Genomic DNA, 26114 nt, shown 5'->3' on the forward strand with positions numbered 1-26114 from the left:
TCTGAACATGAAGCAAGGTTTGCAATTAAGGCTCAGCCAACAACTGGCGATGACGCCGCAGTTACAGCAGGCAATTCGTCTGTTGCAACTGTCCACCTTAGAACTCCAGCAGGAGCTCCAGCAAGCGCTGGACAGCAATCCCCTGCTGGAGCAAGCCGATCTTCATGATGAGGTAGATACACAGCAGTCCCAGGATACAGAATCGCTCGATACCGCAGATGCACTCGAACAAAAAGAGATGCCGGACGAGCTTCCTCTGGATGCCAGCTGGGATGAAATTTATACCGCCGGCACCCCTTCCGGTACGCGTGCAGACTACCAGGACGATGAGCTGCCGGTTTATCAGGGCGAAACCACCCAGTCGCTGCAGGATTACCTGATGTGGCAGGTGGAGCTGACCCCGTTCTCCGATACCGATCGTGCCATTGCCACCTCCATTGTCGACGCCGTTGATGACACCGGCTATCTGACCGTCACGCTGGACGACATTCTGGAGAGCATGGGCGATGAAGAGATTGAGCTGGAAGAGATTGAAGCCGTTCTGAAACGTATTCAGCGTTTCGATCCCGTAGGCGTGGCAGCGAAAGATCTGCGCGACTGCCTGCTGATCCAGCTTTCTCAGTTCAGCAAAGAGACGCCATGGCTCGACGAAGCACGCTTAATCATCAGCGATCATCTGGATCTTCTCGCTAACCACGACTTTCGTAGCCTGATGCGCGTTACGCGCCTCAAAGAAGAGGTGCTGAAAGAGGCGGTGAATCTGATTCAGTCGCTCGATCCGCGGCCTGGTCAGTCGATCCAGACCAGTGAACCCGAGTACGTGATCCCGGACGTGCTGGTCAGAAAACATAACGACCGCTGGGTCGTTGAACTGAACTCTGACAGCATCCCTCGCCTGCAAATCAACCAGCAGTACGCCTCCATGTGCACCAGCGCGCGCAACGACGCCGATAATCAATATATTCGTAGCAACCTTCAGGAAGCGCGATGGTTGATCAAGAGTCTGGAGAGCCGAAATGATACCCTGCTTCGCGTGAGCCGCTGTATCGTCGAACAGCAGCAGGCATTCTTTGAGCAGGGCGAAGAATATATGAAACCGATGGTACTGGCGGATATCGCTCAGGCCGTCGAGATGCATGAATCAACCATTTCCCGCGTCACCACGCAGAAGTATCTGCACAGTCCGCGCGGTATTTTTGAGCTTAAGTATTTCTTCTCCAGCCACGTGAGTACCGAGGGCGGCGGCGAAGCGTCGTCAACGGCGATTCGCGCACTGGTGAAGAAGTTGATCGCCGCGGAGAACCCCGCGAAGCCACTGAGTGACAGTAAGTTAACCACCATGCTGTCCGATCAGGGTATTATGGTGGCACGTCGTACTGTTGCGAAGTATCGAGAGTCTTTATCCATTCCGCCGTCAAACCAGCGTAAACAACTGGTCTGACACAACCGATAAGGAAGACACTATGCAGCTCAATATCACAGGACACAATGTCGAGATTACTGAGGCCTTACGTGATTTTGTGAACGCTAAGTTCGCGAAACTCGAGCAGTATTTCGAAAGGATCAACCAGGTCTACGTTGTGTTGAAAGTGGAGAAAGTGACTCATATCTCGGATGCGACCCTGCATGTAAACGGGGGTGAACTCCATGCCAGTGCGGAAGGGCAAGACATGTACGCTGCTATCGACGGCTTGATTGATAAGCTTGCGCGACAGCTCAATAAACATAAAGATAAACTGAAACAACACTAATTGTCCGGGCAGTTAACGGGTGCAGGACGGCCTGTTGTGAAAAACAACAGGCCATTTGTACAGTTAGCGCTTAGGTGAAATTATGATGAACAACGATTCCGCTCTTCAACTGAGCAATGTCCTTAACCAGGAATGTACCCGCAGTGCCGTTCACTGCCAGAGCAAAAAACGTGCGCTGGAGATCATCAGTGAACTGGCTGCAAAACAGCTGGGCCTGCCGCCGCAGGTGGTGTTCGAAGCGATCCTGACCCGTGAAAAGATGGGCAGTACCGGTATCGGCAACGGCATCGCGATCCCGCACGGCAAACTGGAAGAGGACACCCTGCGTGCCGTCAGTGTGTTTGTGCAACTGGAAACGCCAATTGCCTTTGATGCCATTGATAATCAGCCCGTCGATCTCCTCTTCGCGCTGCTGGTTCCTGCCGACCAGACCAAAACCCATCTACACACGCTTTCGCTGGTCGCTAAACGTCTGGCCGATAAAACCATCTGCCGTCGACTGCGCTCAGCCCAAAGTGATGAAGAGCTTTATCAGATTATCACTGAAGCAGAAGGCAATCAGGATGACGCGTAACCAGGAGATGGCCTTCACATCTGTTGTCCTGAGGAGAAACGGAACATGGTGCTGATGATTGTCAGCGGTCGTTCAGGGTCGGGGAAATCCGTTGCCCTGCGCGCGCTGGAAGACATGGGTTTTTACTGCGTAGATAACCTGCCGGTGGTGTTATTGCCCGATCTGGCGCGTACCCTGGCGGAGAGACAAACCTCTGCTGCCGTCAGTATCGACGTTCGTAACATGCCCGAGTCGCCTGAAATCTTCGAGCAGGCAATGAGTAACCTGCCTGACGCATTCTCGCCTCAGCTGCTGTTTCTCGATGCCGATCGCAATACCCTGATCCGCCGCTACAGCGATACCCGGCGTTTGCACCCGCTTTCCAGTAAAAATCTCTCGCTGGAAAGCGCCATCGACGAAGAGAGCGATCTGCTGGAACCGCTGCGTTCACGCGCCGACCTGATTGTCGATACCTCAGAGATGTCCGTTCATGAACTGGCGGAAATGCTGCGTACCCGCCTGCTGGGCAAACGCGAGCGCGAACTGACGATGGTGTTCGAATCCTTTGGCTTTAAGCACGGTATTCCGATTGATGCGGACTATGTTTTCGACGTGCGCTTCCTGCCGAACCCGCACTGGGATCCTAAACTGCGTCCTATGACCGGCCTGGATAAACCCGTAGCGGCGTTCCTCGACAGGCACACAGAAGTTCACAATTTTATCTACCAGACGCGAAGCTACCTTGAGCTATGGTTACCTATGCTGGAGACAAACAATCGTAGCTACCTGACGGTGGCGATTGGCTGTACCGGCGGTAAACATCGTTCGGTCTACATTGCCGAACAGCTGGCCGACTATTTCCGCTCGCGCGGCAAGAACGTTCAGTCCCGTCATCGCACGCTGGAAAAACGTAAAACATGACCGTAAAACAAACCGTTGAGATCACCAACAAGCTGGGAATGCACGCACGCCCGGCGATGAAACTGTTTGAGCTGATGCAGGGTTTTGATGCAGAAGTTCTGTTGCGCAATGATGAAGGCACCGAAGCGGAAGCGAACAGCGTTATCGCCCTGCTGATGCTGGATTCTGCCAAAGGGCGCCAGATTGAGGTCGAAGCCACCGGCCCTCAGGAAGAGGAAGCGCTGGCGGCGGTGATTGCGCTGTTTAATGCCGGGTTTGACGAAGATTAGGTCTGCCATTCTGGCGGGTGGCGCTGCGCTTACCCGCCCTACATGAGTTTATTGTTCTCCATAAACCCTTCCCCTCCCAACTGACGCATCTGGCGCATGATCCACGCCTGACGGCTTCGCACGTAGCCTGATGGGGCACTGGCCTTAAAGCGAAGAGGATTAGGCAGTACAGCGGCTAACAGCGCGGCCTCCGACATGCTTAGCCTGCTGGCAGGTTTATTAAAATAGCGTTGTGATGCAGCTTCGACACCAAATACCCCCTCCCCAAACTCGGCAATATTGAGATAGACGGTCAGAATGCGCTTTTTGCTCCAGACTGTTTCCATTCCCAGGGTCAGCCCCGCTTCCAGCCCTTTTCGCACCCAGCTTCGGCCATCCCACAGGAAAAGATTTTTTGCCGTCTGTTGCGACAGGGTAGACGCACCGCGCACGCGATTTTCATGGCGTTCGTTATGGGCAAGCGCCTTTTCAATCGCGGCCACATCGAACCCCCAGTGCTCCGGGAACTTCTGATCTTCCGCCGCGATGACTGCCAGCCCCATCCACGGTGAGATCTCGTCCGTACTCACCCAGTCAGAATGCGCGACATAGCCAAAATCACCGGAGAACCACGCGCTGAGCTGACGCTCAACCATAACGGCTGAAAACGGTACTGGCAAAATGCTGAACACGGCCAGTCCGCCTCCCCAGAACACCGCCAGCACGAGTACGATGCGCAAAAGAAGGTATTTCACCCATTTTCCTGCGGAAGACTGTCGGCTCATGCCGTCAGCACCAGTACCCGGGCTACCAGTTTTTCAATACCCTCAGCCGCTTGCGCGATATTCTGCGCCAGCATGTACGCGGGCGTGGTGACGATTTTGTTCTCTTCATCCACGACAATGTCGTCGACCGGGCACGGAACGTGTTCGCCCCCCATCTCCTCGATGACCTCAGCAGTATCGATATCGGTCCCGATTGTCAGCCGTAACGGGAAATCAAAAATGTTTGGCAGCATGGCCGGTGCAATGCAGATAAAGCCCAGCGGCTTACCCGCCGCATGCATCGCCTGCGCCAGCGCTTTTAAATCCGCGTCCACCTTGCAAGCCGCGCCTTCAGCAGCAAAAGTGCTGAGATTTTTCGCGGCACCGAAGCCACCCGGCACAATGAGCGCATCCAGTTCAGCAGCATTTGCCTGGGCCAGCGGACGAATTTCTCCCCGGGCAATACGCGCGGCTTCAATCAACACATTACGGGTTTCGGCCATTGGCTCGCCGGTCAGATGGTTAATGACATCCGCCTGATTTTTATCTGGCGCAAAACACATCACCTCTGCGCCCTGTTTTGCCAGGGCCAGTAGGGTAATTACGGCTTCATGTATCTCTGAGCCATCATAAACACCGCATCCGCTCAGGACGACACCCATTTTTTTCATCTTGACGATCCTTCTTTGCAACTTGCTGAAGCACATTAATAATTTTGATTAAAACGCTATGCTTCACACATTTCACTGATTCATGTAACAAACCATTTAAGATTTGCTATCTTATCTGCGTGCGGCCTAAATTTTTCAGGCGGCGCCCATTCGAAAATAACGTTTAAAAACAGGCGCAGCCACGATTTCCCTGGTGTTGGCGCAGTATTCGCGCACCCCGGTTAAACCGGGGTCATTTTTTTCTGGCGTCCACCCAGGCTTTAAGCACCGCCACATCGTTCTGCCACTCTTGTTTCATCTCTTCAACCCAATCACCCACGTTATCTTCCCAGGCGGGTAAATCAGGCGACTGAATCTGTTGGCCCAGCTGCTGCAGGTGGCGTAACCCGACCGAGCCGGCGGCCCCTTTGATTTTATGCCCTTCTTCCACGATGCCCTTCTGGTCCCGTGCCGTCAGGTTTGACTCCAGCACGCTCAGATAGCCCGGCATCATTTTTTCAAACACAGCCAGACCGTCGGTAATCAGTTTCGGGCCGACCAGGTCAATGTACTGTTCCAGCATCGCGGTATCGAGTATCGTTTGGGCTTTTGCGCTATCAACAGACGTCATGGTGCTCTCCTCTTCATCACGGGTATCCCAGAACTTCTTGATCATGGCGGTCAGAGCAGGCACCGCCAGCGGCTTGCTGAGTACATCGTCCATACCGGCGTCGAGATACTCTTTTTTGTCTTTCAGTACGTTTGCCGTTAGCGCCACCAGCGGCGGCAGTTCGTCAGCCGCGTACTGACGCGTCAGTTCACGCGAAATATCCAGCCCGGTCATATCCGGCAACTGGATATCCAGCAGAACGAGGTCATATTCGCCCGGTGTAAACATCTCCAGCGCGGCTTTACCGGTCATTGCCACATCCACGCTGTTGCCCAGTTTTTCCAGCACAGAGCGCGCCACAATGACGTTCAGCTCAATATCTTCCACCAGCAGGACGTGCAGGGCTGGCAGCGGCATATCGTCGTTTTCAAAGGTATCCTCAACTTCTTCCGCCACCGCTGGCGCATGCACCGTCAGCGTAAAGGTTGATCCTTTGCCCGGCTGGCTGGCAACGGTAATATCACCGCCCATGCTCTTCGCCAGCCGTTTAGACACCGCCAGGCCAATACCGGTCCCGGTGGCAGGTTTTCCGCCGTTGCTGTCCTTCACCTGGTAGTACATCGCGAAAATTTTGTCCTGCTCTTCCTGTGGAATACCGATCCCGGAGTCCTCCACCTCGAAGTGCAGCATGTCGCCTGCGTCATAGCGGATACGCACCGCCACCTGCCCTTTCTGGGTAAATTTCACCGCGTTGCTGATCAGGTTCCACAGGATCTGGCGCAACCGCGTACCGTCGGTAACCACTTTATGCGGCAGCGGCAGGGTGGGCTCCATGACGAACCTCAGCCCTTTCTGCTGCGCCTGAAGACCAGACAGATTTTCCAGATCGGCAAGGAAACTGGTGAAATCAATCGGCTGGTTATCAAGCTGAACCTTACGGCGTTCCATCTTATCCATATCGATAATATCGTTGAAGATATTACCCAGCGTAACCGCCGAGACATGAATTGTTTTCAGGTACTTTTCCTGCTCTGCAGTGAGATCGGTATCCAGCAGAATACGGCTCAGCCCCACAATGCCATTGAGCGGCGTACGCAGTTCGTGGCTAATGGTGGAGATAAAGGTGGTTTTATCGCGGCTGGCGCGCTCCAGGGCATCCTGATAGCGCTTACGCTCGGTGATATCGCGGCCGAAGCCCATCAGGCCGTGGCGTTTCCCTACGCGGTCATAATAGGGCACTTTACGGATCTCAAAGCAGGCTTTGCGGCCATCCGGATAATCCAGCCACTGCTCGTAGGTCAGCGAGACGTTATGGCGGAACACTTTTTCGTCCGTTTCCATGACCTTGGCGGCCGCCTCCTCAGAGTAAACGTCCTGCGGCTTCAGATGAATCAACTGCTTCTCGCTTTTTCCGGTCAGGAGTTCCATCGCCCGGTTACAGCCGGAAAACTCTTTATCTTCGTTGCGGTAGAACACCAGATCCGGCGAAGCATCCAGGAACGAACGCAGGAAAGAGGATTGCTGCTCAAGCTGGATCTGCGTCACCTCGCGCTCTTTCATTTCAACTTTCAGCTGTTCCAGCGTGGCCTGACGCTCCGCCTCCGCCTTCTCACGATCTGAAATTTCCTGATTCAGCTGCGCAATATTGTCTTTAAGCTGAACGTTGAGTTTCAGATCGCGCTCGCGCATCTCCTCCAGTTTATCCACCAGTTTTGACAAGCGCTGACGAGACTCCTCAAGCTGTTCAACCACGACGGAAAGGAAATAGACGGCCCAGGGGGTAATAAGCAAGCCAAAGAAGATAGAGCGGATGACGTCGATACTCTCGACCTGGCCATGCAGAACCATGGTGACGGCCATTTGCACGACAATGGCCAGAACGACCAGCGCCAGCGCCAGCAGCATGGAGAAACGCACCAGCCCAAGCTTCATCATCAGGTCGACGTAATACTGGGCAAGCATTCGAATTTGCTTCATAGAGGATCCCTTCACGACTTTATCGCTCAATAATACTCAAATTCGGGGCAGGACGTGGAAGGTTGTGAGAAAAAGTGCGGGGTGAAACAGGAGATTAGCCTCGCTCCCGGTCAACCGGAAGCGAGGAGAGGTCTGTCAGGAGCGTTTCAAAAGCAGCCAGAGGCTGATCAGGAAGAAACTGGCACTCGGTAGCAGCGCGCCAATAATCGGCGGGATACCGTACACCAGCGTCAGCGGTCCGAAGATTTGATCGAGAACGTAGAAGACAAAGCCGAAGCTGATCCCCGTCACCACGCGCACGCCCATCGGTACGCTACGCAGCGGACCGAAGATAAACGACAGCGCCATCAGCATCATTACCGCCACGGACATCGGCTGGAAGATCTTGCTCCACATGTTGAGCTGATAACGTCCGGCATCCTGCCCGCTCGCCTTCAGGTACTTCACATAGTTGTGTAAGCCGCTGATAGAGAGCGCATCAGGATCCAGCGCCACGACGCCGAGTTTATCCGGCGTGAGGTTGGTCTTCCACGTGCCGCTGACGGTCTGCGAACCGGTGATCTGTTTTGGATCGGTCAGGTCAGATTCATCCACCTGCGACAAACGCCACTGCTTATGTTCGGGGTCAAACTTTGCCGAAGAGGCATGTCGTACTGACTCCAGGCGGCGCTGGTCATTGAAGGCGTAGATGCTCACGCCGCCCAGTTCATCATCGCCTTTTACCCGTTCGATGTAGACGAAGTTTTTACCATCTTTCGCCCACAGCCCTTGCTGCGTCGAGAGTAGTGAACCACCGTACATCGCCTGAGCACGATAGTTACGCGCCATCTGCTCGCCCTGCGGTGCCACCCACTCACCAATCGCCATGGTCAACAGCACCAGCGGGATAGCGGTTTTCATTACCGACAGCGCAACCTGCATACGGGTAAAGCCTGAGGCCTGCATCACCACCAGCTCGCTGCGCTGTGCCAGCATGCCTAGCCCGAGGAGTGCCCCCAGCAGGGCCGCCATTGGGAAGAAGATCTGCACATCTTTTGGCACGCTGAGCAGGGTGTACATCCCCGCGCCCAGCGCGTCATAACTGCCCTGCCCGGCTTTTTTCAGCTGGTCGACAAATTTGATAATGCCGGAGAGCGACACCAGCATGAACAACGTCATCATGATGGTGGTAAAAATGGTTTTACCGATATAGCGGTCAAGAACGCCAAACGCCTGCATTAGATGGCTCCTTTACGCGAAAACCGGGCACGTATGCGGCGCACTGGCACCGTATCCCACAGGTTTAATCCCAGCGCCAGTAAGATGTACAAGCTGTTAACGAACCACGTCCAGACCATAGGATCCAGCTTACCCTTCGCGCCGTTAGAGCGAATAGAGGTTTGCAGCAGGAAATAGATCAGGTAAAGCAGCATCGCTGGCAGCATAGAGAGCACGCGCCCCTGACGCGGGTTCACCACGCTCAGCGGAACCACAATCAGTGCCATCATAAACACGGTGAATACGAGCGTAATACGCCAGTGGAACTCCGCACGCGCTCTGTCGGTGTCGGTGTTCCACAATGTACGCATATCCATTTGCTCGGTATCCGTCGGATCGAGCGCCACCGCCTGATGGCCGATAATAGCCTGATAGTTCTGGAAATCCGTAATACGGAAGTCGCGCAGCATCGCGGTGCCTTCAAAGCGAGTGCCTTTATTCAGCGTGACAATCTGCGAACCATCTTTACTCTGCGCCAGCTGACCGGAATCTGCCACCACGACGGATGGACGCGCGTTACCTTTAGGTCGCAGCTGGGCCAGGAATACATCGTTGAATTTACTGCCGTCAACGCTCTCAATGAACAGCACAGAGTTACCGTCGGTCGCCTGCTGGAACTGCCCCTGCGCTAACGCCGCCATGCCGGGGTTCGCTTTCGCTTCGGCCAGCACTTCGTCCTGATGACGAGAAGACATGGGGCCCGCCCACATCACATTCACTGCCGCCACGATCCCCGTGAACAGCGCCAGTATCATCGCCGCTTTCACCAGTACGGCTTTGCTCAGGCCACAGGCATGCATCACCGTGATTTCACTCTCGGTGTACAGCTTGCCGAGCGTCATGAGCAGGCCGAGGAAAAGACTCAGCGGCAGGATCAGCTGCGCCATTTCCGGGATCCCTAAACCAAGCAGGGAAAGCACCAGATTCGTTGGAATTTCGCCGTCAACGGCCGCACCGAGGATCTTAACCAGCTTCTGACAGAAAAAAATCAGCAGCAGGATGAAGAGGATCGCCAGTTGGCTTTTGAGCGTCTCCCGCACCAGATATCTTATGATTATCACTTTAAATACGCCCGTAAAAACCCGTCTCTTTGCTGGAAAATCGCTTGTTTCATGGCTTAAACGTCATTTATTCTCTTGAGTCGTCGAAATCATCGCTAAGATTAAAACATCCGGCGGATTCACGCTTCAGGACTTTTTCTGACGTGTCGAAACCGTAGTAACGTAAGATTAACACGAAGTCACCACAACAGCGGACATGAGTTACGAAAGGTTTCAATTCTATCCGTAGCAGCCGCTGTTGTCTTTAAGATTCAGGAGCGTAGTGCATGGAGTTCAGTGTAAAAAGCGGTAGCCCGGAGAAACAGCGGAGTGCCTGCATCGTTGTGGGCGTCTTTGAACCACGCCGACTCTCCCCGATCGCCGAGCAACTCGATAAAATCAGTGACGGCTATATCAGCGCCCTGCTGCGCCGTGGCGAACTGGAAGGCAAACCTGGGCAGACGCTGTTACTGCACCATGTTCCAAACGTCCTGTCAGAGCGTATTCTACTGATTGGCTGCGGCAAAGAGCGCGAGCTGGACGAGCGTCAGTATAAGCAGGTCATTCAGAAAACCATTAATACGCTGAATGATACCGGTTCAATGGAAGCCGTCTGCTTTCTGACCGAGCTGCACGTTAAAGGCCGTAACACTTACTGGAAAGTCCGTCAGGCGGTCGAAACCGCAAAAGAGAGCCTGTACAGCTTCGATCAGCTGAAGACCAATAAAAGCGAGCCGCGTCGTCCGCTGCGTAAAATGGTCTTCAATGTGCCAACCCGTCGCGAACTGACCAGCGGCGAACGCGCTATTCAGCATGGTCTGGCGATTGCCGCCGGTATTAAAGCGGCGAAAGACCTCGGCAACATGCCGCCGAACATCTGTAACGCTGCCTATCTGGCCTCTCAGGCGCGCCAGCTGGCAGACTCCTACAGCAAAAACGTCATCACTCGCGTCATCGGTGAACAGCAGATGAAAGAGCTGGGGATGCACTCCTATCTGGCGGTCGGCAACGGCTCGCAGAACGAATCCTTAATGTCGGTCATCGAATACAAGGGCAACCCGTCCGAAGATGCGCGCCCTGTCGTGCTCGTCGGTAAAGGCCTGACCTTCGACTCCGGCGGCATCTCCATCAAGCCTGCCGAAGGCATGGATGAGATGAAGTACGACATGTGCGGCGCGGCGGCGGTTTACGGCGTGATGCGCATGGTCGCGGAGCTTCAGCTGCCCATTAACGTGATCGGCGTTCTGGCAGGCTGCGAAAACATGCCTGGCGGACGCGCCTATCGTCCGGGTGACGTGCTGACCACGATGTCAGGCCAGACCGTTGAAGTGCTGAACACCGATGCCGAAGGCCGTCTGGTGCTGTGCGACGTGCTGACCTACGTTGAGCGCTTCGAGCCTGAAGCGGTGATTGACGTCGCCACATTGACGGGTGCCTGCGTGATTGCACTGGGCCACCACATCACCGGACTGATGTCGAACCACAATCCGCTGGCGCACGAGCTTATCGGGGCATCTGAACAGGCTGGCGATCGCGCATGGCGTCTGCCGCTGGGTGACGAGTACCAGGAACAGCTGGAGTCTAACTTTGCGGATATGGCGAACATCGGCGGTCGTCCTGGCGGGGCTATCACCGCGGGCTGCTTCCTGGCACGCTTCACCCGCAAGTATAACTGGGCACACCTGGATATCGCGGGTACCGCATGGCGCTCCGGTAAAGCCAAAGGCGCCACCGGTCGTCCGGTGGCGCTGCTGTCGCAGTTCCTGCTCAATCGTGCGGGTTTTAACGGCGACGAGTGATGTAAAACGCCGGGTAGCGGCTTCGCCTTACCCGGCCGACAACGTCGCTCAACCGTAGGCCGGGTAAGCGTAGCGCCACCCGGCTTTGCATTTAAATCCACGACAAGAAGCCCCATATATGAAGAATGCAACGTTCTACCTTCTGGACAACGACACCCATCAGGATGGCCTCAGCGCCGTCGAACAGCTGGTGTGTGACATTGCCGCAGAACGTTGGCGCGCAGGTAAACGCGTTCTGATTGCCTGTGAAGATGAACAGCAGGCGATTCGCCTTGATGAAGCCCTGTGGGCCCGCCCACCGGAGAGTTTTGTCCCGCATAACCTGTCGGGCGAAGGTCCGCGCGGTGGCGCCCCGGTCGAGATCGCCTGGCCACAAAAGCGCAACAGCAGCGCGCGCGATATTCTCATTAGCCTGCGGGCAGACTTTGCAGATTTTGCCACCGCTTTCACAGAAGTGGTAGACTTTGTCCCTTACGAAGAATCTTTGAAACAACTGGCGCGCGAACGCTATAAAGCGTATCGCCTGGCTGGTTTTAACCTGAATACGGCAACCTGGAAATAATGGAAAAGACATATAACCCACGCGATATCGAACAGCCGCTTTACGAGCACTGGGAACAGCAGGGCTATTTCAAGCCTAACGGCGACGAAAGCAAAGAGTCCTTCTGCATCATGATCCCGCCGCCGAACGTCACCGGCAGTTTGCATATGGGACATGCTTTCCAGCAGACCATCATGGACACCATGATCCGATACCAGCGCATGCAGGGTAAAAACACCCTGTGGCAGGCGGGGACTGACCACGCGGGTATCGCGACCCAGATGGTGGTTGAGCGTAAAATTGCCGCTGAAGAAGGAAAAACCCGCCACGACTACGGTCGCGACGCCTTCATCGACAAAATCTGGCAGTGGAAAGCGGAATCCGGCGGCACCATTACCCGTCAGATGCGCCGCCTCGGCAACTCCGTGGACTGGGAGCGCGAGCGCTTCACCATGGATGAAGGCCTGTCCAATGCCGTGAAAGAAGTTTTCGTCCGTCTGTACAAAGAAGACCTGATTTACCGTGGCAAGCGCCTGGTGAACTGGGATCCGAAACTGCGTACCGCCATCTCTGACCTGGAAGTTGAAAACCGCGAGTCGAAAGGCTCCATGTGGCACATCCGCTATCCGCTGGCCGACGGCGCAAAAACCGCAGACGGTAAAGATTATCTGGTCGTTGCCACCACCCGTCCGGAAACCCTGCTGGGCGATACCGGCGTGGCCGTTAACCCGGAAGATCCGCGTTATAAAGATCTGATCGGCAAATTTGTGGTGCTGCCGCTGGTAAACCGCCGTATTCCGATTGTGGGCGACGAACACGCCGACATGGAAAAAGGCACTGGCTGCGTGAAAATCACTCCGGCGCACGACTTCAACGACTATGAAGTGGGTCGTCGTCACGCCCTGCCAATGATCAACATTCTGACCTTCGACGGTGATATCCGTGAAAGCGCAGAAGTGTACGACACCAAAGGCAACGAATCTGACGTTTACTCCAGCGAGATCCCGGCTGAATTCCAGAAACTGGAACGTTTTGCCGCGCGTAAAGCGATTGTGGCTGCCGTTGACGCACTCGGCCTGCTGGAAGAGATTAAACCTCACGACCTGACCGTGCCGTACGGCGATCGTGGTGGCGTAGTTATCGAGCCAATGCTGACCGACCAGTGGTACGTCCGTGCCGATGTGCTGGCGAAACCGGCGGTGGAAGCGGTTGAAAACGGCAGCATCCAGTTTGTGCCGAAGCAGTACGAAAACATGTACTTCTCCTGGATGCGTGATATTCAGGACTGGTGTATCTCCCGTCAGCTGTGGTGGGGTCACCGCATCCCAGCGTGGTATGACAACGAAGGCAACGTATACGTTGGCCGCAGCGAAGACGAAGTGCGTCAGGAAAACAACCTGAGCGCTGACGTTGCGCTGCGTCAGGACGAAGACGTACTGGATACCTGGTTCTCATCCGCGCTGTGGACCTTCTCCACCCTTGGCTGGCCTGAGAACACCGACGCGCTGCGTCAGTTCCACCCAACCAGCGTGATGGTGTCCGGTTTCGACATCATCTTCTTCTGGATTGCGCGCATGATCATGATGACCATGCACTTCATCAAAGACGAAGACGGCAAGCCTCAGGTTCCGTTCCATACCGTCTACATGACCGGTCTGATCCGTGACGATGAAGGCCAGAAGATGTCCAAATCCAAGGGTAACGTTATCGACCCACTGGATATGGTTGACGGTATTTCGCTGGAAGATCTGCTGGAAAAACGTACCGGCAACATGATGCAGCCGCAGCTGGCAGAGAAAATCCGCAAGCGCACCGAGAAGCAGTTCCCGAACGGGATTGAGTCTCACGGTACCGACGCCCTGCGCTTCACCCTGGCGGCGCTGGCCTCGACCGGCCGCGACATCAACTGGGACATGAAGCGTCTGGAAGGTTACCGTAACTTCTGTAACAAGCTGTGGAATGCCAGCCGCTTCGTGCTGATGAACACCGAAGATCAGGATTGCGGCTTCAACGGCGGCGAGATGACCCTGTCCCTGGCGGACCGCTGGATCCTGGCGGAATTCAACCAGACCGTGAAAGCGTTCCGTGAGGCGCTGGACAGCTACCGCTTCGATATCGCAGCGGGCATTCTGTATGAATTCACCTGGAACCAGTTCTGCGACTGGTACCTGGAGCTGGCGAAGCCGGTGATGAACGGCGGTTCTGAAGCGGAGCTGCGCGGCACGCGCAACACGCTGATTACCGTTCTGGAAGGTCTGCTGCGCCTGGCGCATCCGGTCATTCCATTCATTACCGAAACCATCTGGCAGCGCGTGAAAGTGATTGCAGGTATCAATGCCGATACCATCATGCTGCAGCCGTTCCCGGAATTCGATGCTGCGCGCGTTGATGAAGCCGCCGCTGCCGATACCGAATGGCTGAAGCAGGCGATTGTTGCCGTGCGTAACGTTCGTGCAGAAATGAACATCGCCCCGAGCAAGCCGCTGGAACTGCTGCTGCGCGGCTGCAGCGAGGCTGCCGTGCGTCGCGTGAACGAGAACAGCACCTTCCTGAAAACGATGGCGCGTCTGGAAAGCATCACCGTGCTGCCTGCAGATGACAAAGGTCCGGTTTCCGTGACCAAAATCATCGACGGCGCCGAGCTGCTGATCCCGATGGCAGGTCTGATCGACAAAGATGCTGAGCTGGCGCGTCTGGCGAAAGAAGTGGCGAAAGTCGACGTAGAAATTGGCAAAATCGAAAGCAAACTGGCGAACGAAGGCTTTGTCGCCCGTGCGCCGGAGGCGGTCATTGCCAAAGAGCGTGAACGTCTGGTTGCCTTCGCGGATGCGAAGACCAAGCTGATTGAGCAGCAGGCGGTTATTGCTGCCCTGTAATGCTTTTACCCCTTACGCTTCAGGGCGTAAGGGGTACCCTTCCTGAAAACTCCTCGCTTGCACTCCCTTTTCTGCGGTGCTATTAACAGCAGTTGTGTGTCAATTTTTGTCATGAGTAATACTATGAGCGTGATTACCCCCGTCGCGACGACGATGCGTCGGATCACTGAGCAGGACAATCCGGCTATTGCCACCGTTATCCGCACCGTTTCTGCGGAGTATGGGCTGACAGCGGATAAAGGCTATACCGTTGCTGACCCCAATCTTGACGAGCTTTTTCAGCTCTACAGCCAACCGGGCCACGCCTATTGGGTCATTGAGCAGGACGGCCAGGTAGTAGGCGGTGGCGGCGTTGCGCCGCTGAGCTGCAGCGAGCCGGACATCTGTGAGCTACAGAAAATGTATTTCCTGCCGTCCGCTCGCGGACAAGGGCTGGCAAAAAAACTGGCGCAGCTCGCCCTTGATCATGCTCGTACTCAGGGTTTTACGCGCTGTTACCTCGAAACAACCGCCTTCCTCAAAGAGGCCATCGGCCTGTATGAACATCTTGGCTTTGAGCATATCGATGCGCCGCTGGGCTGCACGGGCCACGTCGACTGCGAAGTGAGAATGCTGAAAAATCTGTAAATTTTGTTCCTGCCCCCTTCTGTTAAGCGGCCGTAAACTGAATGCTCTACACTCTCAGTTCACACCACAATGGGGGAAACACGATGTCGAAGATAAAAAGCTACGCCGCACCGCAGGCGGGTGCAGAACTTGAGCTGTACGAATACGATGCGGGCGAACTAAAAGCAGAAGACGTCGAAGTGCAGGTTGATTACTGCGGGATCTGTCACTCGGATCTCTCGATGATCGACAACGAATGGGGCTTCTCGAGCTATCCACTGATTGCCGGGCATGAAGTCATTGGTCGCGTCGCGGCGCTCGGTAGCGCCGCCCAGGACAAAGGGCTGAAGGTCGGCCAGCGCGTAGGTATTGGCTGGACGGCACGCAGCTGCGGTCATTGTGATGCTTGTATCAGCGGCAACCAGATCAACTGCCTTGAAGGCGCGGTGCCAACCATTCTGAACAAAGGCGGATTTGCCGATAAACTGCGTGCCGACTGGCAATGGGTTATCCCCCTGCCGGAGAGCATTGATATTGAATCCGCCGGTCCGCTGCTGTGTGGCGGTATCACCGTCTTTAAACCACTGCTGATGCACCACGTCACTGCGACCAGCCGCGTAGGCGTCATTGGTATTGGCGGCCTGGGACATATTGCCATCAAACTGCTGCACGCAATGAGCTGTGAAGTGACGGCGTTCAGCTCGAACCCGGCAAAAGAACAGGAAGTGCTGGCGATGGGTGCGGATAAAGTGGTGAACAGCCGCGATCCTGAGGCGCTGAAGGCGCTGGCGGGTCAGTTTGATCTGATCATCAACACCGTCAACGTCGATCTCAACTGGCAGCCATACTTTGAAGCGCTGGCCTACGGCGGTAACTTCCACACCGTGGGTGCGGTGATGAAGCCTCTGCCGGTTCCGGCGTTTACCCTGATCGGCGGGGATCGCAGCGTATCCGGTTCCGCAACCGGTACGCCGTACGAGTTGCGCAAGCTGATGAAGTTCGCCGGACGCACCAAAGTGGCGCCCACCACCGAGCTTTATCCGATGTCGAAAATTAACGAAGCTATCCAGCACGTACGCGACGGGAAAGCCCGGTATCGCGTGGTGTTGAAAGCGGATTTTTGATGTGAGTTTGCCGGGTGGCGGCTTCGCCTTACCCGGCCTACTTTTACCGCTGTGCCAATACGTTAAATACTTCTGCCACCGCAACCGCCCCCGGATCCATCACGCCATCCAGGTTCTCTTTGTTCACATACGACGAGCGCCCTGCTCCTGCTTTCTCCATTTTTGCCGTTGCTTCTGCCCCCTGCTGCGCTGCCTGCGCCGCTGCCTGAAGATCATTTTTCTGCAACGCCTCCAGCGCCGGTTGTAGCGCATCGATCAGGGTGCGATCGCCGAGATCCGCGCCGCCATACTGCTTCATTTGCGCCAGCCCGCTCAGCAGCGCATCCGGAAGCGATTTTCCGTCATGCAACTTTTGCCCGGCTGCCGTAAAGAAGATCGACATCAGTACGCCACTCGATCCGCCCATCACCGTTGCCAGCCGCTCCCCTACCAGCAGCAGAAGCTTAGAGACATCATCAAGCGGAAGCGCATGCTCCTCCAGACGCTGCGCAATATCCCGCGCGCCTTGCGCAAAGGTGGAGCCGGTATCGCCGTCGCCCACTTTGGCATCCAGCGCGTTCAGACGATTTTCCAGTTGGATCAGCGTCCTGGCTACCGAGGAGACAGACTTTTCGACCTGTGGGTTTTCCGACGGAGTGTATTCCACGCGGTCATGGATGGCACTATGTGCGACGGTACGCAGTGGCGCAAACGCCACGGGTTTCTGCCAGCCCAGCGTTTCCACCTCTTCATGAAGCGCTTTTTCGAACAGATCGTTGAGCTTCAGCAGCGTCAGCGAAAAACCCTTCATATCCAGAGCGCTTACCAGCGGGGCCGGGCCAATAAGATAAGCAATACTCTCTTTCAGCGCCGAGTGCGCCAGCTCTTTGGTCAGTAACGCCATTTCCAGCGCCGATACGCCACCAAGATTGTTAATCAGCACCGCAAAGCGCCCTTCACCCGCCTGCGCTTTCAGCGGGGTCACCAGCGTGTCGATAATCGCTTTGCTGTTTTGTGTGTCGACAACGGAAGCGCCCGGCTCACCGTGGATCCCCAGCCCCAGCTCGACATGACCCTGCTTAATGCGTCCCTCTTCATCGTCACTGCCCGGCAGGTTGCAGGTTTGCATCGCCACGCCCAGACTCCAGAGGTTATCGCAGGCCTGTTGCGCAATATCCCGCACTTCACTCAACGATTTCCCCTGCTCCGCCGCATAGCCCGCAATCTTATGCACCAGCGCCGTACCGGCAATACCGCGCGGCTGTTTGTTGTCGGGCAGCGCGATATCGTCCGCCACAATCACCATTTCGACCTTCAGCCCGTAACGTTTGGCCTTCTCGGCCGCCAGACCGAAGTTCAGCCGATCGCCGGTGTAATTTTTGACAATCAGCAGACAGCCGCGATCGCCCGTGACCGCGACAATGGCATTCAGCACCGCATCCACGCTCGGCGAGGCAAACAGATCGCCGCAGACGGCAGCCGTCAGCATGCCTTTGCCGACAAACCCGGCATGCGCGGGCTCGTGGCCAGAGCCGCCGCCGGAGATCACCGCCACGCGGCTTTTGTCCCAGTCACCGCGCGCGACAATCCTGATGGCAGGATCAATATCGAGTTTGACGAGATTCGCGTGTGGCGCAGAAAGCAGTATGCCTTCAATGGCATCGTTGACCAGCTGTTTGCGATCGTTAAAGAAGAATCTGGACATAGTTTCCCACTATTTTGTTAACCGTATGCAAAAGCATAGTCCGCGCTGGATAATGCGCCGCAAAGTCAGCAATTTACTCAGCCATTTTGCCGTCAGGTTGCCTATACTCCACCCAGGACTAAGAGAGGAAGCGCATTATGAGTACACCATTGTTAATTGCCCGGACGCTGGAAAAAGAGCTGTATCTGCTGCCCGCGATGGCGAACCGCCACGGCCTGATCACCGGCGCGACCGGGACGGGGAAAACCGTCACCCTGCAGAAGCTGGCGGAGTCGCTTTCAGAGATTGGCGTGCCGGTCTTTATGGCTGACGTGAAAGGCGATTTAACCGGTGTGGCTCAGGAGGGTATCGCCTCTGAAAAATTGCTTGAGCGGCTGAAGAATATTGGCATCACGGACTGGACGCCGCATGGCAACCCGGTGGTGGTATGGGATATCTTCGGTGAGAAAGGCCACCCGGTCCGCGCCACCGTCTCCGACCTCGGCCCGCTGCTGCTCGCCCGTCTGCTTAACCTTAACGATGTCCAGTCCGGGGTACTGAATATTATCTTCCGCATCGCCGATGACCAGGGGCTGCTGCTGCTTGATTTCAAAGATCTGCGGGCCATTACCCAGTACATCGGGGATAACGCTAAATCTTTCCAGAACCAGTACGGCAATATCAGCAGCGCTTCTGTCGGCGCGATTCAACGCGGGTTACTGACTCTGGAACAACAGGGTGCCGAACACTTCTTTGGTGAACCGATGCTGGATATCAAAGACTGGATGCGCACCGACAGCAGTGGAAAAGGCATCATCAACATTCTGAGTTCAGAGAAGCTCTACCAGATGCCGAAACTCTACGCCGCCAGCCTGCTGTGGATGCTCTCCGAGCTTTATGAACAGCTGCCCGAAGCGGGTGACCTGGAAAAACCGAAGCTGGTGTTCTTCTTTGACGAAGCGCACCTGCTGTTCAACGACGCCCCACAGGTCTTGCTGGATAAGATTGAACAGGTCATCCGCCTCATCCGTTCCAAAGGCGTCGGCGTCTGGTTTGTCTCGCAAAATCCGTCGGATATCCCCGATAACGTGCTCGGGCAGCTCGGCAACCGCGTCCAGCATGCCCTGCGCGCCTTCACGCCAAAGGATCAGAAAGCGGTGAAAGCCGCCGCGCAAACCATGCGTGCGAATCCAGCCTTTGATACCGAAGCCGCCATTCAGGCGCTGGGCACCGGTGAAGCGCTGATATCGTTCCTTGATGCGAAGGGCAGCCCATCCATCGTGGAACGTGCGATGGTGATTGCGCCCTGCTCGCGTATGGGGCCCGTCACTGATGATGAACGTAACGGCCTGATTAACCATTCTCCGGTTTACGGTAAGTACGAAGACGAGGTGGATCGCGAGTCCGCGTTTGAGATGCTGCAAAAAGGCGTGCAGGCAACAACGGAGTCCCAGGATGCCCCTGCCGCAAAAGGGCAGTCCGTCGCCGTAGATGATGGCATTCTCGGTGGACTCAAAGACATTCTGTTTGGCAGCACCGGTCCGCGCGGCGGCAAACGCGACGGCGTGGTGCAAACCATGGCGAAAAGCGCGGCGCGGCAGGTCACCAATCAGATTGTACGCGGCATGCTGGGGAGTTTGTTAGGCGGCCGTCGCCGGTAGACGGGGAACCCACGGGCGCCCCAGCGCCGAACCCTGTACGCCGTTTTGCTGCAGATAGCGGTCAATTTCCACCATCCCCGTCCAGCGGTTCTCACACCAGAGCGGTGCCAGAAGCGTTGGACGGCGGGCGCTGGCCGAGATGCGATGGTAAACAATCTCCGGCGGCGTGTGGCGAATCATCTCCCCCGCGGTCACCGTATAGTCCTCAAGCTCAATACCGCTTAACCGCCCCGCTTGCCAGGCTTTCGCCATAATGCTTCCCGTAACGATGTGTAGCGGATGCAGCTTGATACCGTCCACACCGGTCTCAACGACCTTTTCCAGCGTCTCCAGGCCGTGCTGCTGCCCTTCGCCAGGGAGACCGACAATCAGGTGTGAACAGACCTTCAACCCACGCGCGCGCGCGAGGCGTGTGGTGCGCTGGTAACAGGCGAAATCATGGCCACGGTTAATGCGGTGCAGGGTTTTGTCATGCGCGGTCTGCAAGCCCAGTTCCAGCCAGATCTCGTAGCCTTGCTCCTTATACTCGCTGAGCAAGTCCAGCACCGCCTCCGGCACACAGTCCGGACGCGTACCGACGCACAACCCCACAATGTTCGCCTGCGTGACTGCCTGCTGATACATGGACCGCAGCACCTGCACTTCCGCCCAGGTACTGGTGTACGCCTGGAAATAGGCCAGATACTGCTTTGCGCGGTTAACCCGGCTGGCCTGATGTGCGAGCTGCTCTGCAATAGATTTATGCTGCTGAGCTTCGTCAGCAAAGGAGGCCACGTTACAGAAAGTGCAGCCACCGCGCCCGATGGTGCCATCGCGATTCGGACAGCTAAAACCGCCGTGCAGCGTCAGCTTGTGAACCTTTTGCCCGTAGCGCTGCAAAAGATCCCCACCAAACATATTGACTAATTTCTGTAACTGCATAATCTGATAGACCGTCCCGAAGAAAGGGGACAAGCCTGCCATTTTTAGCCTCTGTCGGCGATGACCTGGATCAATCGCCCTGGACGGCCTTTATCTATATGAATAAATACTCAGGATTACTGCAGTTTCATTCACACCACCTGTGATTACTTTTCCTTATGTTCTGATTGTTTTTTTCATTTATAGCGCCAGCACTGAAAAACAGTGACTTTATGCGGGTTTAGAACCCATGCCAGATTATTGTTCTGCGTTAAAACCACTATTCAGCACGCTACGTTGATAATACCGCTTACATATAGTGAGACAGATCACACTCCGTTGCGGTCTACAAGGGCTTTTAATCAATGTAAAAATAGTTAAATACCCTTTATTTACAAACACATAGTCACTCTTTAGCACATTTTTGGATAAATAAGATTGCCATTTGACCTGTGTACCAATTCCCGATAAGTTGGAAATCCGCTGGAAGCTTTCTGGATGAGCGGCCTGCTCATCATATTTATGCAGTAATTGAGATTCCCTCTGAAGCAAGTCCTCAAACTTGTTTACCTGCGCGAAAGGATGAAAAGAGGGCGAATGCGAGGTACGCGTATGAAGCGCAAACCCCGTCGCCATGCTCTTTCTGCGCCTGTGCGCCACGGTAAAGTTCAGAGAGAAGCCCGACGAGCCTGGGGAGGTTCACTGATATGTTGTACGATAAATCCCTTGAGAAGGATAACTGTGGTTTCGGCCTGATCGCCCACATAGAAGGCGAACCTAGCCACAAGGTAGTGCGTACCGCTATTCACGCACTGGCCCGTATGCAGCACCGTGGCGCCATCCTTGCTGATGGTAAAACCGGCGACGGTTGTGGCCTGCTGCTGCAAAAACCGGATCGTTTCTTCCGTATCGTTGCGGAAGAGCGCGGCTGGCGTTTAGCCAAAAACTACGCTGTCGGTATGCTGTTCCTGAACCAGGATCCTGAAAAGGCTGCCGCTTCACGCCGCATCGTCGAAGAAGAACTTCAGCGTGAAACCCTGTCGATTGTCGGCTGGCGCGATGTGCCAACCAACGAAGGGGTGCTCGGTGAAATCGCCCTCTCCTCACTGCCTCGTATTGAGCAGATTTTTGTTAACGCGCCTGCGGGCTGGCGTCCGCGCGATATGGAACGCCGCCTGTTTATCGCCCGTCGCCGCATTGAAAAACGTCTCCAGGACGATAAAGAGTTCTACGTCTGTAGCCTCTCCAACCTGGTCAATATCTATAAAGGTCTGTGTATGCCGGCTGATCTGCCGCGCTTTTACCTGGACCTGGCGGACCTGCGTCTGGAATCGGCCATTTGCCTGTTCCACCAGCGCTTCTCCACCAACACCGTTCCACGCTGGCCGCTGGCGCAGCCGTTCCGCTATCTGGCGCACAACGGCGAGATCAACACCATCACCGGTAACCGCCAGTGGGCTCGCGCCCGTACTTATAAGTTCCAGACGCCACTGATCCCTGACCTGCACGACGCTGCGCCGTTCGTGAATGAAACTGGCTCGGACTCAAGCTCCATGGACAACATGCTGGAGCTGCTGCTGGCGGGCGGGATGGACATCGTGCGCGCCATGCGTCTGCTGGTGCCACCGGCATGGCAGAACAACCCGGATATGGACCCTGAGCTGCGCGCCTTCTTCGACTTTAACTCCATGCACATGGAGCCGTGGGACGGCCCGGCGGGCATCGTTATGTCCGACGGTCGTTTTGCCGCCTGCAACCTGGACCGTAACGGTCTGCGTCCGGCGCGATACGTCATCACAAAAGACAAGCTCATCACCTGTGCCTCTGAAGTCGGTATCTGGGATTACCAGCCTGATGAAGTGGTCGAGAAAGGCCGCGTCGGTCCGGGCGAGCTGATGGTTATTGACACCCGCGGTGGGCGCATCCTGCACTCTGCCGAAACCGATCACGATCTGAAGAGCCGTCATCCATACAAAGAGTGGATGGAGAAGAACGTGCGTCGTCTGGTGCCGTTTGAAGATTTGTCGGACGAAGAAGTGGGCAGCCGCGAGCTGGACGACGATACGCTAGCAAGTTTCCAGAAACAGTTTAACTACAGCGCGGAAGAGCTGGACTCGGTTATCCGTGTGCTCGGTGAAAACGGCCAGGAAGCAGTCGGCTCCATGGGTGACGATACCCCATTTGCCGTGCTCTCCAGCCAGCCACGCATCATTTATGACTACTTCCGCCAGCAGTTCGCGCAGGTTACTAACCCGCCAATCGATCCGCTGCGTGAAGCCCACGTGATGTCCCTGGCCACCAGCATCGGTCGCGAGATGAACGTCTTCTGCGAAGCCGAAGGCCAGGCGCACCGTCTGACCTTTAAATCGCCGATCCTGCTGTACTCCGACTTCAAACAGCTCACCACCATGACCGAGGAGCACTACCGCGCCGACACGCTCGACATTACGTTTGACGTGAACGACGCGAGCCTCGAAGAGACGGTGAATGCGCTGTGTGACAAAGCCGAACAGATGGTGCGTAACGGTACCGTTCTGCTGGTGCTGTCTGACCGCAATATCGCGAAAAACCGTCTGCCGGTGCCTGCGCCAATGGCGGTGGGTGCTATCCAGACGCGTCTGGTGGATAAGAGCCTGCGCTGCGATGCCAACATTATTGTTGAAACCGCCAGCGCCCGCGACCCGCACCACTTTGCCGTGCTGTTAGGTTTTGGCGCGACGGCGATCTACCCGTACCTGGCCTACGAAACGCTGGCCCGTCTGGTGGATACCCGCGCGATCGACAAAGATTACCGTACTGTGATGCTGAACTACCGTAACGGCATCAACAAAGGCCTGTACAAGATCATGTCCAAAATGGGCATCTCGACCATTGCCTCTTATCGCTGTTCGAAGCTCTTTGAAGCGGTCGGCCTGCATGATGACGTGGCAAATCTCTGCTTCCAGGGCGTGGTTAGCCGTATCGGTGGAGCCGGTTTTGCTGACTTCCAGCAGGATCTGGTGAACCTGTCCAAACGTGCCTGGCTGGCACGTAAGCCGCTGGATCAAGGCGGTCTGCTGAAATACGTTCACGGTGGTGAATACCACGCCTATAACCCGGACGTGGTGCGCACGCTGCAGCAGGCGGTGCAGAGCGGTGAATACAGCGATTATCAGCAGTATGCTGAGCTGGTGAACAACCGTCCGGCGGCGACGCTGCGCGATCTCATTGCCCTGAATCCGGGTGATGAAGCGGTCAGCATTGACGACGTTGAGCCTGCTTCCGAGCTGTTCAAACGCTTCGACACCGCGGCAATGTCCATCGGCGCACTGAGCCCGGAAGCCCACGAGGCGCTGGCCGAAGCCATGAACAGCATCGGCGGTAACTCCAACTCCGGTGAAGGCGGTGAAGATCCGGCGCGTTACGGCACCAATAAAGTGTCCCGTATCAAGCAGGTAGCATCCGGTCGTTTTGGCGTGACGCCTGCGTACCTGGTCAACGCCGACGTGATTCAGATTAAAGTCGCTCAGGGTGCGAAACCGGGCGAAGGCGGTCAACTGCCGGGGGATAAAGTTACCCCGTACATCGCCAAACTACGCTACTCGGTGCCGGGCGTGACGCTGATCTCCCCGCCACCGCACCACGATATCTACTCTATCGAGGACTTAGCGCAGCTGATTTTCGACCTGAAACAGGTCAACCCGAAAGCGATGATCTCCGTGAAGCTGGTTTCCGAACCGGGCGTGGGCACCATCGCCACCGGCGTGGCGAAAGCTTATGCGGATCTCATTACCATCGCCGGCTACGACGGCGGTACCGGTGCAAGCCCGCTCTCCTCCGTGAAATACGCGGGCTGCCCGTGGGAGCTGGGCCTGGTGGAAACCCAGCAGGCGCTGGTGGCGAACGGTCTGCGTCATAAGATCCGACTTCAGGTGGACGGTGGCCTGAAAACTGGCCTCGACATCATCAAAGCCGCGATCCTCGGTGCGGAAAGCTTCGGCTTCGGTACAGGCCCAATGGTGGCGCTCGGCTGTAAATACCTGCGTATTTGCCACCTGAACAACTGTGCAACCGGTGTGGCGACCCAGGATGAGAAGCTGCGTAAGAACCACTATCACGGGCTGCCGTTCAAAGTGACCAACTACTTTGACTTCATCGCCCGGGAAACCCGCGAGCTGATGGCGCAGCTGGGCGTGAAGCGTCTGGTGGATCTGATTGGCCGTACCGACCTGCTGAAAGAGCTGGAAGGTTTCACGGCGAAGCAGCAGAAGCTGGAGCTCAGCAAGCTGCTGGAAACCGCGCAGCCACACCCAGGCAAAGCGGTGTACTGTACCGAGAACAACCCACCGTTTGACAATGGCGTGTTGAATGCGCAGCTGTTGCATCAGGCGAAACCGTATGTGGACGAGAAGCAGAGCAAGACGTTCTGGTTTGATATCCGCAACACCGACCGTTCTGTAGGCGCGTCGCTCTCCGGTTATATCGCGCAAACGCACGGTGACCAGGGGCTGGCAGCGGATCCGATTACCGCGCACTTCAGCGGCACTGCGGGTCAGAGCTTCGGTGTGTGGAACGCAGGCGGCGTTGAGCTGTACCTGACCGGTGACGCCAACGACTACGTCGGTAAAGGCATGGCGGGTGGTCTGCTGGCAGTGCGCCCTCCGGTCGGCTCTGCCTTCCGCAGCCACGAAGCGAGCATCATCGGTAACACCTGTCTGTACGGCGCGACCGGCGGTCGTCTGTTCGCCGCGGGCCGTGCGGGTGAGCGTTTTGCGGTGCGTAACTCCGGTGCCATCACCGTGGTGGAAGGCATTGGCGATAACGGTTGTGAATACATGACGGGCGGGATTGTTTGCGTTCTGGGTAAAACCGGCGTGAACTTTGGCGCAGGCATGACGGGCGGTTTTGCCTACGTCCTGGATGAAGACGGTGAGTTCCGCAAACGCGTGAACCCGGAACTGGTGGAAGTGCTGGACGTTGATACGCTGGCTATCCATGAAGAACACCTGCGCGGTTTGATTACCGAACACGTGCAGCATACCGGTTCTTCGCGCGGCGAAGAGATCCTGGCGAACTGGCCGGCGTTCTCAGCGAAATTTGCGCTGGTTAAACCGAAGTCCAGCGATGTTAAAGCCCTGTTGGGTCACCGTAGTCGTAGCGCAGCAGAGCTGCGCGTGCAGGCGCAGTAAGGAAT

The 26114-nt window shown here is 56.0% G+C and carries 19 protein-coding genes; 12 read left to right on the top strand and 7 right to left on the bottom strand.

Annotated elements, in window-relative coordinates; genetic code table 11:
• Positions 1–7 precede the first annotated feature (7 nt).
• From rpoN to npr, 5 genes are all read left to right on the top strand, one after another.
• On the top strand, positions 8–1441 hold the full coding sequence (rpoN, locus tag A4308_RS04405) for an RNA polymerase factor sigma-54 (RefSeq protein ID WP_014885396.1): 1434 nt from the start codon (positions 8–10) through the stop codon (positions 1439–1441).
• Positions 1442–1463: 22 nt separating this feature from the next.
• The gene (hpf, locus tag A4308_RS04410) at positions 1464–1751 is read left to right on the top strand and encodes a ribosome hibernation promoting factor (protein ID WP_014171818.1); all 288 of its coding nucleotides are present in this window, start codon (positions 1464–1466) and stop codon (positions 1749–1751) included.
• Positions 1752–1833: 82 nt separating this feature from the next.
• Entirely contained in the window at positions 1834–2325 is a 492-nt protein-coding gene (gene ptsN, locus A4308_RS04415; RefSeq protein WP_063308475.1) for a PTS IIA-like nitrogen regulatory protein PtsN, read from the top strand.
• Positions 2326–2370: 45 nt separating this feature from the next.
• Entirely contained in the window at positions 2371–3225 is an 855-nt protein-coding gene (gene rapZ, locus A4308_RS04420) for an RNase adapter RapZ (protein ID WP_014885397.1), read from the top strand.
• Complete coding sequence (gene npr / locus A4308_RS04425) at positions 3222–3494, top strand: PTS phosphocarrier protein NPr (RefSeq protein ID WP_003861872.1); 273 nt, start codon at positions 3222–3224, stop codon at positions 3492–3494. Before rapZ ends, npr begins: the two co-directional genes overlap by 4 nt.
• 38 nt (positions 3495–3532) lie before the next feature.
• Here npr and mtgA read toward each other — a convergent pair whose 3' ends face one another.
• The 5 genes from mtgA to lptF all read right to left on the bottom strand — a co-directional run bounded on the left by mtgA (position 3533) and on the right by lptF (position 9792).
• The gene (gene mtgA / locus A4308_RS04430; RefSeq protein ID WP_045281407.1) at positions 3533–4258 is read right to left on the bottom strand and encodes a monofunctional biosynthetic peptidoglycan transglycosylase; all 726 of its coding nucleotides are present in this window, start codon (positions 4256–4258) and stop codon (positions 3533–3535) included.
• Positions 4255–4908, bottom strand: coding sequence for an isoprenoid biosynthesis glyoxalase ElbB (gene elbB / locus A4308_RS04435; RefSeq protein ID WP_045281406.1), 654 nt, complete (start codon positions 4906–4908; stop codon positions 4255–4257). The genes mtgA and elbB overlap by 4 nt, the downstream gene beginning before the upstream one ends.
• Positions 4909–5140: 232 nt before the next feature.
• A complete protein-coding gene (gene arcB, locus A4308_RS04440; protein ID WP_014885400.1) occupies positions 5141–7474 on the bottom strand; it encodes an aerobic respiration two-component sensor histidine kinase ArcB in 2334 nt (777 codons plus the stop codon).
• A 135-nt stretch (positions 7475–7609) separates the two neighbouring features.
• Positions 7610–8692, bottom strand: a complete 1083-nt coding sequence (gene lptG, locus A4308_RS04445) for an LPS export ABC transporter permease LptG (protein WP_014885401.1) — start codon at positions 8690–8692, stop codon at positions 7610–7612.
• Complete coding sequence (gene lptF / locus A4308_RS04450; protein ID WP_014885402.1) at positions 8692–9792, bottom strand: LPS export ABC transporter permease LptF; 1101 nt, start codon at positions 9790–9792, stop codon at positions 8692–8694. Before lptF ends, lptG begins: the two co-directional genes overlap by 1 nt.
• 266 nt (positions 9793–10058) lie before the next feature.
• Between lptF and pepA the strand changes: the two genes are divergently transcribed.
• The 5 genes from pepA to ahr all read left to right on the top strand — a co-directional run bounded on the left by pepA (position 10059) and on the right by ahr (position 16717).
• Entirely contained in the window at positions 10059–11570 is a 1512-nt protein-coding gene (gene pepA / locus A4308_RS04455) for a leucyl aminopeptidase (RefSeq protein WP_014885403.1), read from the top strand.
• A 118-nt stretch (positions 11571–11688) separates the two neighbouring features.
• Positions 11689–12132, top strand: coding sequence for a DNA polymerase III subunit chi (gene holC / locus A4308_RS04460; RefSeq protein WP_014885404.1), 444 nt, complete (start codon positions 11689–11691; stop codon positions 12130–12132).
• Complete coding sequence (locus A4308_RS04465; RefSeq protein WP_014885405.1) at positions 12132–14987, top strand: valine--tRNA ligase; 2856 nt, start codon at positions 12132–12134, stop codon at positions 14985–14987. The genes holC and A4308_RS04465 overlap by 1 nt, the downstream gene beginning before the upstream one ends.
• A 123-nt stretch (positions 14988–15110) precedes the next feature.
• Complete coding sequence (locus tag A4308_RS04470) at positions 15111–15614, top strand: GNAT family N-acetyltransferase (protein WP_014885406.1); 504 nt, start codon at positions 15111–15113, stop codon at positions 15612–15614.
• Between the two features lie 83 nt (positions 15615–15697).
• Positions 15698–16717, top strand: a complete 1020-nt coding sequence (gene ahr, locus A4308_RS04475; RefSeq protein WP_045281405.1) for an NADPH-dependent aldehyde reductase Ahr — start codon at positions 15698–15700, stop codon at positions 16715–16717.
• 43 nt (positions 16718–16760) lie between these two features.
• Here the strand turns inward: ahr and A4308_RS04480 are convergent, their stop codons facing one another.
• The gene (locus A4308_RS04480) at positions 16761–18401 is read right to left on the bottom strand and encodes a dihydroxyacetone kinase subunit DhaK (protein WP_045134764.1); all 1641 of its coding nucleotides are present in this window, start codon (positions 18399–18401) and stop codon (positions 16761–16763) included.
• Positions 18402–18538: 137 nt separating this feature from the next.
• On the opposite strand from A4308_RS04480, the gene A4308_RS04485 reads away from it, so the two are divergent.
• On the top strand, positions 18539–20041 hold the full coding sequence (locus tag A4308_RS04485) for a helicase HerA-like C-terminal domain-containing protein (protein ID WP_045281404.1): 1503 nt from the start codon (positions 18539–18541) through the stop codon (positions 20039–20041).
• On the opposite strand, the gene A4308_RS04490 is transcribed toward A4308_RS04485, so the two are convergent.
• A complete protein-coding gene (locus A4308_RS04490) occupies positions 20021–20962 on the bottom strand; it encodes a TIGR01212 family radical SAM protein (protein ID WP_096217858.1) in 942 nt (313 codons plus the stop codon). The two genes, A4308_RS04485 and A4308_RS04490, sit on opposite strands and share 21 nt — an antisense overlap.
• A gap of 686 nt (positions 20963–21648) precedes the next feature.
• Here A4308_RS04490 and gltB point away from each other — a divergent pair.
• On the top strand, positions 21649–26109 hold the full coding sequence (gene gltB, locus A4308_RS04495; RefSeq protein WP_045268617.1) for a glutamate synthase large subunit: 4461 nt from the start codon (positions 21649–21651) through the stop codon (positions 26107–26109).
• The last annotated feature ends 5 nt before the right edge of the window (positions 26110–26114 follow it).

Source organism: Enterobacter sp. ODB01, from assembly GCF_001623605.1.
Lineage (GTDB): Bacteria > Pseudomonadota > Gammaproteobacteria > Enterobacterales > Enterobacteriaceae > Enterobacter > Enterobacter kobei.